At 50.1% G+C, this 15,921-nt stretch carries 14 protein-coding genes and 1 tRNA gene; 12 read left to right on the forward strand and 3 right to left on the reverse strand.

Annotated elements, in window-relative coordinates; translation table 11 throughout:
* The first annotated feature begins 140 nt into the window (after positions 1-140).
* On the forward strand, positions 141-1,901 hold the full coding sequence (gene polX, locus ACG2F4_RS07650) for a DNA polymerase/3'-5' exonuclease PolX (RefSeq protein WP_395259630.1): 1,761 nt from the start codon (positions 141-143) through the stop codon (positions 1,899-1,901).
* A 469-nt stretch (positions 1,902-2,370) separates the two neighbouring features.
* Positions 2,371-3,369 (forward strand): aldo/keto reductase, encoded by a 999-nt coding sequence (locus ACG2F4_RS07655; RefSeq protein WP_395259631.1) that lies wholly within the window; start codon positions 2,371-2,373, stop codon positions 3,367-3,369.
* A gap of 418 nt (positions 3,370-3,787) precedes the next feature.
* On the opposite strand, the gene ACG2F4_RS07660 is transcribed toward ACG2F4_RS07655, so the two are convergent.
* Positions 3,788-5,539 carry a sodium:solute symporter gene (locus ACG2F4_RS07660; RefSeq protein WP_395259632.1) on the reverse strand — a complete coding sequence of 584 codons (1,752 nt, stop codon included), beginning with the start codon at positions 5,537-5,539 and terminating at the stop codon, positions 3,788-3,790.
* Between the two features lie 339 nt (positions 5,540-5,878).
* The gene (locus tag ACG2F4_RS07665) at positions 5,879-6,262 is read right to left on the reverse strand and encodes a VOC family protein (RefSeq protein WP_395259633.1); all 384 of its coding nucleotides are present in this window, start codon (positions 6,260-6,262) and stop codon (positions 5,879-5,881) included.
* Positions 6,263-6,705: 443 nt separating this feature from the next.
* Between ACG2F4_RS07665 and ACG2F4_RS07670 the strand changes: the two genes are divergently transcribed.
* From ACG2F4_RS07670 to ACG2F4_RS07715, 10 genes are all read left to right on the forward strand, one after another.
* A complete protein-coding gene (locus ACG2F4_RS07670) occupies positions 6,706-7,095 on the forward strand; it encodes a hypothetical protein (RefSeq protein WP_395259634.1) in 390 nt (129 codons plus the stop codon).
* 12 nt (positions 7,096-7,107) lie between these two features.
* Complete coding sequence (gene prmC / locus ACG2F4_RS07675) at positions 7,108-7,980, forward strand: peptide chain release factor N(5)-glutamine methyltransferase (RefSeq protein WP_395259635.1); 873 nt, start codon at positions 7,108-7,110, stop codon at positions 7,978-7,980.
* 394 nt (positions 7,981-8,374) lie between these two features.
* Positions 8,375-9,817 (forward strand): chromosomal replication initiator protein DnaA, encoded by a 1,443-nt coding sequence (gene dnaA, locus ACG2F4_RS07680; RefSeq protein ID WP_395259698.1) that lies wholly within the window; start codon positions 8,375-8,377, stop codon positions 9,815-9,817.
* A gap of 134 nt (positions 9,818-9,951) precedes the next feature.
* Positions 9,952-10,308, forward strand: a complete 357-nt coding sequence (gene folB, locus ACG2F4_RS07685) for a dihydroneopterin aldolase (protein ID WP_395259636.1) — start codon at positions 9,952-9,954, stop codon at positions 10,306-10,308.
* Positions 10,290-10,778 carry a 2-amino-4-hydroxy-6-hydroxymethyldihydropteridine diphosphokinase gene (gene folK / locus ACG2F4_RS07690; RefSeq protein ID WP_395259637.1) on the forward strand — a complete coding sequence of 163 codons (489 nt, stop codon included), beginning with the start codon at positions 10,290-10,292 and terminating at the stop codon, positions 10,776-10,778. The genes folB and folK overlap by 19 nt, the downstream gene beginning before the upstream one ends.
* A 4-nt stretch (positions 10,779-10,782) precedes the next feature.
* Positions 10,783-11,427 (forward strand): deoxynucleoside kinase, encoded by a 645-nt coding sequence (locus ACG2F4_RS07695; protein ID WP_395259638.1) that lies wholly within the window; start codon positions 10,783-10,785, stop codon positions 11,425-11,427.
* A gap of 1 nt (position 11,428) precedes the next feature.
* Positions 11,429-11,716, forward strand: a complete 288-nt coding sequence (locus ACG2F4_RS07700; protein WP_395259639.1) for a hypothetical protein — start codon at positions 11,429-11,431, stop codon at positions 11,714-11,716.
* A gap of 175 nt (positions 11,717-11,891) precedes the next feature.
* A complete protein-coding gene (locus ACG2F4_RS07705; RefSeq protein ID WP_395259640.1) occupies positions 11,892-12,437 on the forward strand; it encodes a tetratricopeptide repeat protein in 546 nt (181 codons plus the stop codon).
* Between the two features lie 283 nt (positions 12,438-12,720).
* A tRNA-Leu gene (locus ACG2F4_RS07710) sits at positions 12,721-12,804 on the forward strand.
* A gap of 349 nt (positions 12,805-13,153) precedes the next feature.
* The gene (locus tag ACG2F4_RS07715) at positions 13,154-14,749 is read left to right on the forward strand and encodes a hypothetical protein (protein WP_395259641.1); all 1,596 of its coding nucleotides are present in this window, start codon (positions 13,154-13,156) and stop codon (positions 14,747-14,749) included.
* Between the two features lie 113 nt (positions 14,750-14,862).
* Here the strand turns inward: ACG2F4_RS07715 and ACG2F4_RS07720 are convergent, their stop codons facing one another.
* Positions 14,863-15,672 carry an FkbM family methyltransferase gene (locus ACG2F4_RS07720; RefSeq protein ID WP_395259642.1) on the reverse strand — a complete coding sequence of 270 codons (810 nt, stop codon included), beginning with the start codon at positions 15,670-15,672 and terminating at the stop codon, positions 14,863-14,865.
* Positions 15,673-15,921: the final 249 nt, after the last annotated feature.

The raw sequence follows: 15,921 nt of genomic DNA on the forward strand, positions 1-15,921 counted from the left end.
AAATGGTTTCTAAACCACAAAATGGCCGAGAGCTGTATGTTTTAAAAAGGAAAGAATATTTTTACTGCTTTTGAAGATTGTATTTTTGATTTTAGCTCTCACAAGAAAATGCATATCAAACCGATTAAACCTATTTCAATATGTCTGTAAGCAACCAGGAGGTCGCCCGGCGGCTTCGCGAAATTTACCAACTGATGCAACTGGCCGGTGAAAACCGGTTTCGTGCCATCGCTTTTGACCGGGCTGCTCAAACGATTGAGGGGCTGGGCGAAGATATTAACACCTACATTACAAGCGACACCCTGACCGACATCAAGGGGATTGGATCCTCGATCGCGGAGGATATAAAATCATACGCAGAGACCGGCAAGATCGATGTACTGGAAGATCTGCGCGCGAAAATCCCGGAAGGGGTCATCAAATGGCTGGATATTTCCGGGCTCGGACCGAAAAATATCGCCAAAATCCACAAAGAGCTGGGCATCAGCGAGCTTGAGGAGCTAAAAGAGGCTTGCCAGGATGGGCGTGTGGCCTCGCTCGATGGTCTCGGGGAAAAATCGGCCCAAAAAATTGTAAAATCGATTGAATGGATGGAGCAGTTCGAGGAACGCTGCCGGCTTGACCAGGCCCTGAAAATTGCCGATCCCCTGTTCCATTTTTTGAAGAAGCAGGAGGGAGTCGAACATATTGAGGTGGCCGGCTCCCTGCGCCGATCCAACGAAACCATCGGGGATGTCGACATTCTTATTGGGGCAAAAAAGAAGTATGGGCCTTCCATCTTTGACGCGTTTGTCGGGCACGAACTGGTCGTGGATGTGCTTGGCCGCGGCGACACGAAAAGCTCGATCCGTACTAAAGAGGGTCGGCAGGTAGACCTCCGTATCGTGACGCCAGCCGAATTTCCTGCTGCCCTGATGTATTTCACCGGCAGCAAGGAGCACAATGTTGTGATGCGGCAGCGGGCCCGGGAACGCGGCATGTCGCTCAACGAATACGGGCTTTTCAAACTCAATGAACAGGGGGAGACCGATTTTGACCAGCCAATCGCGTATGCTTCGGAGAGCGATATTTATGAGCACCTGGATCTCCATTTTATTCCACCCGAGCTCCGGGAAGATCAGGGTGAAATCGATTTTTTTGAAAACCATGAAACGATGGAGCTTGTCAAAAAGTCCGACATCCGCGGCGTGCTCCATGTACACAGCACCTACAGCGATGGAAAATACTCAATCCGCGAGATGGCCGAAGCCTGCCTAGAACGGGGATATGAATACCTGGGCTTGTCGGATCACTCCCAGACGGCCGCTTACGCCGGGGGACTTTCACCCGATGAAGTCAAACGGCAGTGGGACGAGGTGGACCAGCTCAACGAGGAGTTTAAATCTTCCGGTGCCAACTTCCGTATTTTCAAGGGCATCGAATCTGACATACTGGGCGACGGCAGCCTCGACTACGATGATAAACTGCTCGAAGGCTTCGATTTTGTGATCGCCAGCGTTCACAGCGCCATAGACCAGCCCAGGAGCAAAATGATGGAGCGATTTCGCAACGCCATTGCCAATCCTTTTACCCGGATGGTGGGTCACCCTACCGGCCGGCTGCTGCTAAAACGAAACGGCAGCGACCTCGACATGAATGAGCTGATTGAGCTGGCCGCGGAGCATAATACGGCTATTGAAATCAATGCCAACCCGCTTCGCCTGGACCTGGATTGGCGCCACGGCAACAAGGCCCGGGAGGTGGGACTGATGTCGGCGGTCAATCCGGATGCCCATACGACGGAAGGGATCGACTACATGAAGTACGGTGTAATGACAGCGCGCAAAGGCAAATTTGAGAAAGAGCGGATCCTGAATACGAAATCTGCAGATCAGGTGGAAACGTTCTTCCGCAACAGGTAATTGAGTTTTTGAAGAAAACTTTGCAAAACCCCGGTTCCTCGACCTGAGGGAGTTGTACTCCCGTTTAAAAGGTCAATAAGGCCGGTGGCACAATCCCCAACAACATAGCAGGTTCTGCAAAGCTTCCTTGAAGTGGATTTTGGAAACACCGTTGTTTTGGCTAGTTTCGTGATTTTCGCAAAGCTCTTTTTGAACTTACCTTTGAGACACTGATATTTTGCGCATGGAATCATTAACACCTTCTGCTGGTTCCCTGTGTAAAGCGACAAGCCGGTCCGTCACTACTGATGTCACGAACGGGCCGACTTGCAACCGATCCCGGAGTGTTCACCTGGGAATTTGAGCTGTAAATCATTTAGCTATCGAGGGGCTCAAGTAACATATTCTTTAGTGAATAACCCGGGCTGCGAAATTTATGGGAATTGGTATTAACTCAAATCATTAATTAAACCATTATTCAGGGACAATCATGAAATACAGAACACTTGGCGATACCGATTTGGAACTTTCAGTGGTAACATTCGGCGCCTGGGCGGCCGGCGGCTGGATGTGGGGCGGAACCGAGCAGAATGACGCCGTGGATGCCATCCGTGCATCTTATGACCTCGGCGTCACCTCAATCGATACCGCGCCGGTATACGGACAGGGACTCAGTGAAAAAATTGTGGGAGATGCTATTAAAGACATCCCGCGCGACAAGGTTCAGATTCTTACCAAATACGGCCTTCGCTGGGATACTGACAAAGGAACCTTCTACTTCAAAAGCAAAGACAACGACGGCAACGATATCGACATTCACAAATACGCCGGTAAAGAGGCGATCATTAAGGAATGCGAGGAAAGCCTGCAGCGGCTCGGTACCGATTATATTGATCTGTACCAAATTCACTGGCCGGACCCTTCGACACCTATCGAGGAGACGATGGAAGCGGTACTGAAACTCAAGGAGCAGGGAAAAATCCGCGAGGCCGGCGTCTGCAATTACAGTGCCGAGCAGATGAAAACCGCCGAAAAAACGATCAAGCTCGCCTCCAACCAGGTTCCATACAGCATGGTGCGGCGCGATATCGAAGAAGAAGTTGTGCCCTACTGTATTCAAAACAACAAGGGCATCCTGGCCTATAGCCCCTTTCAGCGGGGCCTGCTCACCGGCAAGATGAGCCCGGGATACGAATTCGGGGAGGGCGACACCCGAGCCAACGAAGTGTACTATACCGATGAGAACATCCGCCGGACCAACGCGATGCTTGAGAAGATCAAACCGATTGCCGAAGACAAAGGGGCCACGCTGCCGCAACTGGTTATCCAGTGGACGATCCAGCAACCCGGCATCACCATTGCCCTGGTGGGAGCCCGCACGCCCGAACAGTCTACACAGAACGCCAAGGCAGCCGACCTTGAGCTGACCAAGGATGAACTCAAATTCATTAACCAGCAGATTGAAGAGCTTGAGCTGGAAAAAGACTAAGAGAGCGGTTCCAGTGCCTCGATTTGCCCGTCGGCACGGCCAGACAGGCGAACCGAACGCTGTTAAACTCGTTCGGTTACAGATCGAGGGCAGGATTTCTCACCAAGAAATTTGTTTTTCAGCAAGGCGAAGGGCAAAGGGCCGCGCAGACGTACGTTGGTACGTTGAACCGGTGATTTGTCCTTCAACGCAGCTGAAAGGCCCATTTCGCAGCCTATTACAGACTGTAATGATAATTGGGCAGTAAAAAATGGGATAAGTTATGGTCATCCATAAAGTTACATGATTTTATCCAGAATACTCGTGAGAAATCCGGGCCAGGGCCGGTAAAGCCATCTCTTGAACAGCTCTTCGATATAATTAAACCTCCGCGGTTTTGAAAGCCGCGGAGGTTTTTATTTTAGTTCAATTAATGCCGTCAGCCGGTGAAGTAGAGATAGGCGGCCAATATCAGCGCAATAACCAGGCCCGACATCGCCACATCTCTCCAATCCCAGCTGGCTCTGTTTTCCGATCGGTCCTCATCTGAAAGCGTACCGTAGGTAAGTCCGGCTATCTTTTCGTAGGAGGGAGGAGCAGTCATATAACTGACACCCACCATCACCAGGATGCAGACCAGGAAGATTCCGAGGCTGTAGTACTGGAAGAAAATGTTATTGATAATCCAGAAAAATGACCCTTCCTGGTAGCTGAACCCGTCAATCAGCATCGCCGGGGTATCAACGGCCAGGCGAAAGATGCCGAGTGCAAAACCCACACCCAGGGCGGCCAGGCACCCCTCCTTGTTCAATCGTTTGTTATAAATTCCCAGGAAAAAGACGACAAAAATCGGCGGCGCCAGGTAGGACTGCACCCCCTGAAGGTAGTCATAAAGCCCCCGGCTCCCCTGGATGACCGGAATCCACAACAGACCGATGATCACCATAACCACGGTAGCCACCCGGCCCATCCACACCAGGTGCTGCTCGGAGGCATCCGGTTTAAGACGGGAATAGAAGTCCATGGTAAACAGCGTGGAAGAGGCATTAAAAACGCCGGCCAGCGAGCTCATCAGCGCTGCAAGCAACCCTGCAACTACAATGCCGCGGATACCGATCGGGAGAATATGGGCTACCAGCAGCGGAAAGGCCGCCTGGGCATTCTCGCGCACCAGTTCGCCGTTTTGCATCATCTCGTTTTGGAGGGCCGTAACCTCTCCCGTTTTGGCCAGGGCAAATGCAATAATTCCGGGAATAATGAAAATGAATACGGGAAGAAGCTTCAGGAAAGCAGCCGCTATGGACCCACGGCGCGCCTGTGTAATATTGGCGGCTCCCAGCGTACGCTGCACAATATACTGGTCGGTAGTCCAGTACCAGAGGCCCACAATGGGTGCGGCAAACAGCATTCCCAGCCAGGGATAGTTATTATTAAAATACCACGCCATCTGGTCGGGCTCCTTCACGGGCGCCCAGGTTGCCGCAACGCCTTCCGGGGTCAGGGGCTTCCAGAGGTTGAACATCTCTGATCCCACAATGTTATACAGCCGGTTCCATCCCCCGACGGCATCCAGCCCGTAGATAAGCACCAACAGCGAACCGACAACCAGGACCAACGTCTGCAGCGCCTCCGTATAGGCAACCGCCCGAAGTCCACCGAGCACCGTATAGATACCGGTAAACACGATAACAAGGATGGAACCGATCCAGAAACTGTTCATCCCCATGAAACTTACATCGGGGAGCAGCACGCTGAAGACGACCCCGCCTGCAAAAATACCAACGGCAATTTTCGTCAACACGTAAGCAACCAGGGAGATAACCGACAATACGGAACGCGCGATGGGCGAAAACCGCTTTTCAAGGAACTCCGGCATGGTAAACACCTTGGATCGCATATAAAACGGGACCATAACCCATCCCAGCACCAGCAGGCACCAGGCGTGCAGCTCATAATGCGCCATGGCAACACCATCGGTGGCACCGGACCCCGCCAGCCCCACCAGGTGCTCGGAACCGATGTTGGAAGCAAAAATTGAGGCCCCCACGATAAACCATCCCAGGTGCCTGCCCGCCAGGAAGTAATCGGTGGAAGTGTCGGTTTTTTGCCTGATCACCCACCAGGCAAGCACAACGAGTATTAAAAAGTATATCGCAATGACAATCCAGTCAATAGCTGCAAGTGTACCCATAGATCTCCTCTGCGAATTAGTTTAAAATTGCGGCATGTATTTCTGCCTTCCCAAATAAATGGACGTCCTTTCAACGTCGTAACCCTTAGTATTCCCTGCACCGGGACTGGCTCTATTCCCGATTTTAACGCACGTGTTTTCCGATTCAATACCACGCAAACCTGCCGGCCTCATCGGGAATGAAACCGTTTCTTTTGCACTTAATATGGTATCTGGGAGCAATCGTGCGCCCAAAAATCCAAGTTAATATGGGAGTATTTGATAAAAAATCCAACCTGCCCCTGTACAAATACCCTTATTCTGCCCTGCAGCGACAACCCGTTCTTCCGGGCAGAAGCTTCACAGCATCGGCTCGGACCGCTTGCAGAGCTGGATCGCCAGTCCCCAGGGATCCCTGAGCATCACCAGGCGGGAGCCATCCTCCAGCGTTTCGTCGCTGACAAGAGATGCCCCGGCGTCAAGCAGCCGGTCCCGATCCTGGTCCGGATTTTCGGAACAAAAAGCCAGGTGCAACGTCAGCGGATCCATCGCGTCATAATCCGGCACCCGGCTCGCGGGATTATTATACAGCTCAATCATCACCGAGCCGCTGCTGTCGGCCAAAAAATGCATCTGCGGAGGCTCCTCCACTTTTTTGACGATCGACATCTCCAGGTGCTCGACATACCATCGGGCTGTTTCAATAGGATCTTCAACGTTAAACGCAATGTGTTCAATTTTCATAACCGGCTGTTTTTATATTATATAAGGTTTGTGAGCGTGATGTTCTGGCGTTTAGCCTGCAAGAGAACTTTGCAAAACATTCGAACACCGTTCGGAGGGAGTTGTACTCCCGCTTTATGTGCTATACAAGATCGGTGGTACAACCACCTCCCAACCAAGCATCAGGTTCTGCAAAGACCTCAGCAAGGCATTTTTCCCAGGGTAGCCTGAAATCGTTCGGTTCTCTTCCTTTCAAAGCAGATCGCCTGGCAAAGCCGAAGAGGTATAAGAAACATGGAATTTTGCTTGAAAAACACAATCGGCAATCTGACTTTTTTATCATTCCCGTATCATCTATATTTTATGCACATTTACATTGGTGAGATTTGACTATTGTCAAGATAAGATGTTTATTCAGGCTGTTTAGTATCTTATCAAACCAATTCAGATTTTTACAACAAAATATGAATACAGTCAGCAAATTTTTGGTTTTTGGTCCGGCCGGTACGTTGCACCGCATGCCTGAACAGCTTTTTAGGGAAATTGAGCCAAAATATTTGTATAAGTATGAATCTTCCGATCATGACGATGTGGTTCATGTGGCGGTTTATGAAGAGTACGAAAAGCAAATCAATGCAAGTGTCACCCTCACTTGTGTTATCGAGTGCACAGGCAAGGAAAATCGGTTTGAATTAAAAAAGACCGGCGGGCGCATGGGCTTTCGCGGAAGCTCCCTGGATGAAGAAAAGCGCACTATTGACGATGAAGTGACCGATTTTATATTGGATTTCTCCAAGCGATTTGGACTCACCGTGCAAGAGGTAAAAGAGACCAAATCTGAAGAAGAATCTTAATCCACCTCTTCTATGAGTAACCCGCCCCGGGACTGGACGGTCCTTTCGATGCTTGAATGGGGCACCGACTACTTCAAGAGCAAAAGGATTCCCGATCCACGGCACAGCATTGAATGGCTGCTGGCCGAAGTACTCGATGTTAAACGGCTGGACCTGTACCTCAAATTTGACCGCCCCCTTTCGGACGGCGAACTCGATGAGTTGCGCCCCCTGGTCAAACGGCGGGCCCGGCACGAACCCCTGCAGTATATTATCGGGTATACCGACTTTATGAATGCCCGCATCAAGGTAAACCCGGAGGTTTTGATCCCCCGCATTGAAACCGAACAGCTGGTAGAAATAATACTGGATGACCATCCTGATACCGGGGACAACAAAAAGGTCCTCGATATCGGTACCGGTTCCGGTTGCATCCCCGTTGCCCTAAAACAGGAGCGGCCCGGCTGGGAACTGTTTGCCATCGACATATCGGAGGGGGCGCTCGCGGTTGCCCGGGAGAATGCACGCGAGCAGAATGCAGATATCACCTTCTCGCAGGGCAATATCGAAGACTGGGAAGCCCTTGACCTGGCCGACCAATTCGACATTATTGTCTCCAATCCCCCGTACGTGCTCCCCGAAGAGAAAGAGGCGCTGGAAAAGCAGGTGGTGGAACATGAACCTGCGGTTGCGCTATTCACCGATAATATGAGCCGGATCTACAACAGCATCATCCGGTATGCCGGGCAGACTCTCCCCCCGTGCGGGCACCTCTACCTTGAACTGCACGAGCTGCATGCCGAAGAGATCAAGTCGCTTTTCCCCGCCGTGCAATGGGAGGTCACTGTTGAGAGCGACTATGAAAAAAAAGCTCGTTTTATCAAGGCCAAATATACCGGCAGTTAACGGTTTCAGCCGTAATCCCTCCTGCAAAAGTGTGCAAAATTTTCATTGTTAACTTTATGTGGATAACTTGTTGAAAAGTTTTTGAGCGGGTGGTTCCCAGTGTTAGGTTAACGTAAAATCTGTGTTAGCGGATTATTATGAGGTGTCAAGGTTTTTTTTACAAAATCATTGGAAAAACACTAAATATATGCCTCCCAATAATTTACACTGTTTAGTTAATTGTGGATAACTTTTGGATAACACGCCTTATTTTTTTTGACATCTGTCCCTGAAATTATCATTTTCGTCTCAGTATTACAGAAGCATTTGCCCCTATTTGTGTGGATAACTGTCTTGGTAAGCTATAGTGTAGAACTCTAATTCTTTATTTCTAAGGAGGTCAAGGGAATTGAATATTAATTCCGCTGATACGGCATGGGAGAAGTGTCTTGATATTATTCAGGACAACATCAGCTATCAGAAATATACGTCGTGGTTTGAACCCATTAAACCTGTCAAGCTCGAGGATAACACCTTAACCATACAAGTTCCCAGCCAGTTCTGGTACGAGTGGCTAGAAGAACATTATTACGGGATGTTGCGCTCTACCCTGGCCAAAGTACTGGGCGATGACGGGAAACTTGAATATTCGGTGGTACTCGAAAAGTCTGAGGATGACACCGGAACACGCTCGGTACGGCTCCCCCAGCGACCGATGCCCCCCAGCAAGCAGCAACAGGATGTCGACGGATATGCTGAGTACAATCCGGGGAAAATTGAGAATCCTTTTGTAATCCCCGGGATACGGAAAACATCGATTGATCCGAACCTTAACACGAACTATGTATTTGAACGCTTTATAGAAGGAGACTGCAACCGCCTGGCTCGCTCGGCGGCCATCGCTATTTCTGAGAATCCCGGCAGCAACTCGTTTAATCCGTTTTTTGTATACGGTGGAACCGGGCTCGGCAAAACGCACCTGATCCAGAGTATCGGCAACAAGATCAAGCACGATTTCGGCAACGAGAAATCGGTTGTCTACGTATCTTCCGAAAGTTTCACCAATGAATTTGTGCAGTCGATCAGGAACAACCGCGCCAGCGAGTTTTCGATGTTCTACCGGCAGATCGAGGTGCTCATTATCGACGACATCCAGTTCTTCAGCGGCAAGGAGAAGACCCAGGAGGAGTTCTTTCATATTTTCAACGCCCTCCACCAGGATGGCAAGCAGATTATACTGAGCAGCGACCGCGCCCCGCGCGAGATCCCGGATATTGAAGAGCGGCTGATCTCCCGTTTCAGCTGGGGACTGAGTGCCGACCTGCAGATCCCGGAATATGAAACGCGCTACGCCATACTTGAAAAAAAGGCACTCGACAACGGTATTGAGCTCTCTCACGACATCCTGGAGTTCATCGCCCACAATTTCAAATCGAACGTGCGCGACCTGGAGGGGGCCATCATCAAGCTGTTGGCCCACGCTTCGTTGCAGCACGAGGACGACCTGGATCTGGCCATAGCCAAGCGGGTGCTAAAAGACATGGTAAAGGAATCAAACACACAAATCTCGATCGAGCAGATCCAGACCTATGTGTGCGAATACTTCGGCATAGATACCAACAAGGTGCGCGAAAAGACGCGAAAACAGGAGATCGTGGAAGCGCGCCAGATTGCCATGTACCTGGCCAAGCAGTTTACCGACTCCAGCCTGAAAACCATCGGACTTCACTTTGGCGGGCGCGACCATTCCACCGTTATCCACGCCATCCAGACCGTGGAGGAACGGATGCAAACCAGTCCCAAGCACAAGCGCATTGTAGAGGAGCTGCACCAGAAGATAGAGGTTGCCAGCCTGTAGGAAGTAAAATTGGACTCAGGTATTAAGAATTGACAGGATGGGCGGCATCTCTAAGCGGGTTCCGTCCGGCGCTGAATGCTTTTGATATATTGCGACTCATGACTCACGACCCAAGACTATCCTCTTATGACAATTTGATCCTTAATTCTCTGAAGTACCGTGGCAATCACGGCTTCTACGAGAAGGAACGCCGGGAGGGCAACGACTTTGAGGTGGACCTGGCGTTCAAGCTTGACCTGAAAACGGCGGCGCGGAATGATGACCTCTCCAAAACATTGAATTACGAGGAGGCGGAAGCGGTGGTCCGCGAAGTGATGGAGGGACCTTCCCAAAAATTGATCGAAACCTTAACCCTGAATATCGGGGAAATTCTCTTTGGTCGGTTTCCCGAAGTTCAACATCTTAAGGTAAGTGTTCGAAAACTCGATCCCCCGTTGCAGGCGAAAACGAACTATTCAGAAGTAACAATGACATGGCAAAGGCAATCGTAGGCATCGGTTCCAATGTAGGGGACCGGCGCCGGCATCTCTCAAAAGCCAAATCTTTTCTTGCAGGCATTTCGGAATCTGCTGTCGCGGCCTCCTCGGTTTATGTAAGCGAGCCGGTCGGTCCCTCCGAGCGCAACTTCCTGAACGCCGTGGTGGCACTGCAAACCCGCCTCTCCCCCAAAGATTTTATCCGCCGGCTGAAGGAGTATGAAGCCGAGCACGGCCGCCCGGCCAACCATCCGCGCTGGTCGCCCCGCACCATCGATCTCGACATTATTGCGTATGACGACCTGGTGCTTAGGGAGGAATCGCTGGTCATACCGCACCCCGAGTACCGCGACCGCCTGTTTGTGCTGCTGCCGCTCAGGGAGCTGAATCCCGGGTGGATTGATCCCGAAACCAGTCAACCCATCGACGAACTGGTGGGAACAGCGGATTCACTCATTATCCACAAAACCGAATTATGCTGGTAACATAATGGAAAACGAGTTTGAGTTTATCGCCGTTGAAGGAGTCATCGGGGCGGGCAAGACCTCGCTGGCCAAGCTACTCTCGGAACGCCACAACGCGCGGCTGATGCTGGAGCAGTTTGAACAGAATCCCTTTCTACCCAAATTTTACGATGATCGCGACCGCTATGCTTTTCCCACCCAGATGTCGTTCCTGGCCAGTCGATTTAAACAGCAGCAGCAGATGACCAGCAAGGACCTGTTCCACGAGCTCACCATCTCTGACTACCTGTTTGAAAAAGACCGTATTTTTGCCCGGCTGAACCTGAACGATGATGAGCTATCGCTCTACGATTCCATCTATCATATCATGACCGGCATCTCCGCCAAGCCCGACCTGGTGATCTACCTGCAGGCCTCCGTTGACCGCCTGATGGAAAATATCAGGGAGCGCGACCGCGACTACGAACGCCAGATCACCCGCGATTACCTGCAGGAACTCTGTGATGCTTATAACCATTTCTTCTATCACTACAATAAATCACCGCTCATAATCATTAATACCAGTGATATCGATTTTGTAAGTAATGAAAAACATTTAGATTATATAGACGAGCAGGTGTTCAACCAGCCGATTCGCGGCAACACTCACATTCATATTGTACCCAGCTAGCATGCTTCTACGCACGATTATTTTCTTTGTAGTCATTTACTTCCTGATTAAAATTGTCAGCCGACTATTTTTGCCCTCCTCCCAATCACAGTCACGCCCCCGCGGGCGAACCTCGTCCGGGGCCGATTTTTTTCACTCGGTATTCAACCAGATGAATCAACAGTCCCGGCAGCAGAACCAGGGGCAGTCCGGCAACGGCAGCGTTAAACAGCGGATAGACCAGATTGAAGAGGCCGAGTATGAGGAGATCGAGGAGGAAGAAGAGGAACAAAGTACGGGCCACAAATAGCCTGCCCGCATCACTGGCCGAACCCATTCCTGCCCCCGGCGCACAGCAACAGAAGTCAAACCACCATTCTGGCTGGTACCGGGTGGCTGCAAATTGTCATTTCCTTTTATGTGATTTAGCTGTCGAACCCTTATCTTTAGATCATTGTAAGTACAACTCCTAACAAACAGATAGTATGAGTTTCGAAGAAACACTGGAAGAAGGATTAGCATCACTGCGTGAAGGCGATTTTGACGAAGCGCTTGATATAGCCCACAGCCTGCAAAAGATGGAGCCGGAAGCGGCTGACGGATTCCACCTGGAGGCGATGACATTTCAAAAGCTGAACCAGTGGGAACCCAGTGTGGAAGCGCTTGACAAGGCGATAACCCTGGAGCCGGAAAAGAGCGGATACTACAATCTTCGCGGGTTCGCCCAGCTGCAGATGGAACAGCTCAGCGATGCGGAAAAGGATTTCAAAAAAGCGATCGACCTTGACGACTCTCCCGCGGCGCACCGAAACCTGGTGCTCTACAAGATTATGAACGACCAGGGAAACGAGGCGATCTCCTACCTGCTGGACCGCATCCGCAACGACCCGAAGGATGTGGAAAACTGGATCCTGATGGGCGACCTCATGCAGCGGGCCGGACAGGCCGAAAAGGCGCGCTCGTACTACGAGCAGGCCAAAAAGATGGACCCGGAGAACGAGTATGTACAGGGGCAGCTGGATGAGCTCTAGAGACCAACCCTGCAATTCAAATGGCCGGAACTCAAATGCCCGAGTTTGCAGCATGTGCGGGCACGGGAGTAGTTTTTGATTCATTTGTGTATTCGTCAGGTGGGATATTGAGAATTAGGGCTTCACGCTCGATATTCTCTATCTAAAATCTAACAGCTGTTAGCTTGAGAACAGAGTGGAAGACTCACCAACAGGAGCCTGTTTTAGATTTTAATTTGGTGCTTGTTATTTGAATTGCAAAACCCCTATATTTGAAGCCTTTAAAATTTGATATACCCTCTCAGCCCTGGTGGCGGAATTGGTAGACGCGCTGTCTTGAGGGGGCAGTTCCCTTCGGGGAGTGCTGGTTCGACTCCAGTCCAGGGCACATTTAAAAACCCAATAATCGCCGTAAAATGTTAAGTTACAAAAACTTAGCATTTTACGGCTTTTTTATTGGTACAACATTGGTAAAAAAACTTGCTGAATATTATGGTTTATATGCCGTGTTCTGTATTTTTTTCCTTTGTATTCAGAAATTTATCCGTTTGGTCCAATTACACAGCTATTACCTGTATTGATCCATTTCCTTTCTTCAGGATAGAGTTTCTTTAAATCGTACTTATCCATGATATCGTCCTATTGTTTACCACCTATGGAAAATATTACAATAGGAAATCAGCTCCGATTTTTTCATTATGCTCTTGTTCTTCTAATAATTTGAATGGGGTGAGTACATGAAAATGCATTTTTATGTTGCAATACTGCTGCTTGCCTTATCGCTTTCTATAGTGACAATTGCATCGGCCCAGGAGACGGAGGGGGTCCTCGACGAGCAGCTTGGCCGAGTTTCATTCGTTAATTCATGCACACCTGCCGTACAGGTAACCTTCGAACGTGCTGTTGCCCTTTTGCACTCATTCTGGTGGCAGGAAAGCGAAAAAACATTTCGAGAGATACTTGAGCGCGACCCAAATTGTGCCATCGCAACCTGGGGCATCGCGACCACTCTCATAGGGAATCCCTTTGCTACCGGTCCCACTACAACGCAGGCACAGCAGGCAAAGGAGGCGATTGGACACGGTCTCACTATCGGTGCGAAGACTGAGCGTGAACGCCTTTTCATTGAGGCGGTTGCGCAATACTATGAGAACTTTACCGAGCGCTCGCACGGTGCAAGAATCAAATCACTCTCGGATGCATTCGAGAATGTAGCAAGACGCTTCCCCGAAGACGATGAATCGCAAATCTTTTCAGCGATCTATTTGAGGGCCACGCAGGACCCGGCCGAGAAGACGTTTGCATCTGCCCTAAAGGCCGCCGCCATTCTTGAAATCCAGTTTAAGAAATATCCGGATCATCCCGGCGTCGCCCACTATCTCATCCACAGCTACGACTATCCTCCAATCGCGGGTAAAGGACTCAATGCAGCGAAACGCTACTCCGAAATTGCACCATCAGCGCCTCATGCACTGCACATGCCTTCTCACATTTTTACACGTGTTGGTTCATGGGAGGAGTCAATTGCAAGTAATCTGCGATCTGAATCTGTCGCCAAAGCTGAAAAGGAGTTCACCGATCAGTTGCACGCCATGGATTACCTGGTGTACGCCTATTTGCAGCTCGCACGCGACAAAGATGCGCAACGCGTGGTCGGGGGTGCACCTGGGGTGCGAGGTAACGAAAAGGTTCAGATCACACCCTACGCACTCGCTGCTATACCTGCACGCTATGCAATCGAACGCAACGAATGGAAAGAAGCTGCGCAGCTTCGGGTTCAGGAGACACGCTTCCCATACACCGCCGCATTGACGCACTTTGCACGTGCCCTGGGTGCTGCGCGTAGCGGCGATGCGGTTGCAGCAGAACGTGATGTACAGGAACTTGCACGCATCGTTGAGGCGATGAAGTTAACCAATGACACATACTGGGCTGTTGAAGTGGAAGTACAGCGATTGGGTGGTGCAGCGTGGGTTGCCTTTGCACAAGGAAACCGCGAGCAGTCACTAACCCTTATGCGCGCGGCCGCCGACCTGGAAGATACAAATGAGAAGGCTGCGGTTAGTCCCGGAAGACTTGTACCTGCACGGGAACTCCTCGGTGACATGCTGTTCGAGAGCGACCGGCCGGGTGAGGCACTCGTTGAATACGAGCAATCACAAAGGCACGATCCCAACCGCTACCGTACCCTATACGGTGCAGGTCAGGCTGCCGCGTTGACCAGCAATCGCGTTAAGGCACGGCATTACTTTTCCAGCTTGATGGAAATGGTGAACTCAGGCGATTCCCGCCCTGAGATCGAGAAGATTCGACGCTATCTTATGGAAGATTGATATATCGTCGTAATGACACATAATCCTTCTATGTCGATCAAACGTTGTTTATTAGTGTAGCACCATGTGAAAAAGATAAGTTTGCGGCATAACATCTATAAAAAAAACATTTTTTACTCCGCCGGGCGGGCATCGCACAACAGATTGATATTAACGGCATCATCTCTCGCGAGCAGTTTTTGCGTTATCTTTTCGAACTCTTTGGCCGTCTCGATCCGGCTGGTCTCCAGCAGGGAGCGGTATTCGTCTTCGATGATGGTGATAGAAAAATGTTCGAGCAGAAGCCTCACCAGTTTTTCCCTGCTCAGCCCGGTCTCCCTCAGAAATTCCGGGCAGTATTCAAGGACAACGGATCCCACCTTTTGGCGGTCAATCATCCTGTCCATCCCCTCCAGGACAAAAAGCTCAGCACCCTCCACATCAATTTTTACCAGGTCTATATAAGTCTCGTCAAGGTAGAGCGACCAAAATTTATCCAACGTGATGCTGGGACACACCCATTGATCGCCGTTTAAATAGTTGTCGGTTTCGACGAGGCTGTGGCAGGAAGAGTGCGAACTCTGGTGGAACTCCGTAAAGCCGTTCTCACTGGAAACAGCTAAATTCATCGTAACAATATTATCCAGCCCGATCGTATTGTTATTCAGCGCGTTGTAATTGGCATAGTCGGCCTCAAAAGCATATACCTTGCCCGAACTGTTGACCTTCCGGGCGGCCATTCGAGTAAAATAGCCCACATTGGCCCCTATATCTATGAATACAGATCCATCCTGTAAATGCTGCTCAATAATGTCGGATACTTCAGCCTCATAGGTCCCCTTCGCCATCTTTGCACCGGATGTATGGGCCATGCTCGGCGGAAATGTCCAGTCATTTTTTATCCTGAAGTAGTGAAAATCAAATGTATTTTTTGCCTTTTCCAACAGCCTCTTGTGATACATGTTGTTCTATCCCGGCTAGTGTAGTTCTCGATTAATGGGCCTCGTCGTTATTTATGCGGAACCACGGTATTATTTTTTACATTCATGCCCTGTTATGCCGCTTTTTCAGCTAAATGCATGCCGCTTGTGCCACAGGATTTAATGGCAACATCACAAAGTTTTCTTTTGAATGATGGTTGAGTACCCATCCTGTTTCCCCGTTCACCTGTAGTATACAAATAATGGCGCCAC

It is taken from the genome of Halalkalibaculum sp. DA3122, from assembly GCF_043951865.1.
Taxonomy (GTDB): domain Bacteria; phylum Bacteroidota; class Rhodothermia; order Balneolales; family Balneolaceae; genus JAMQKA01.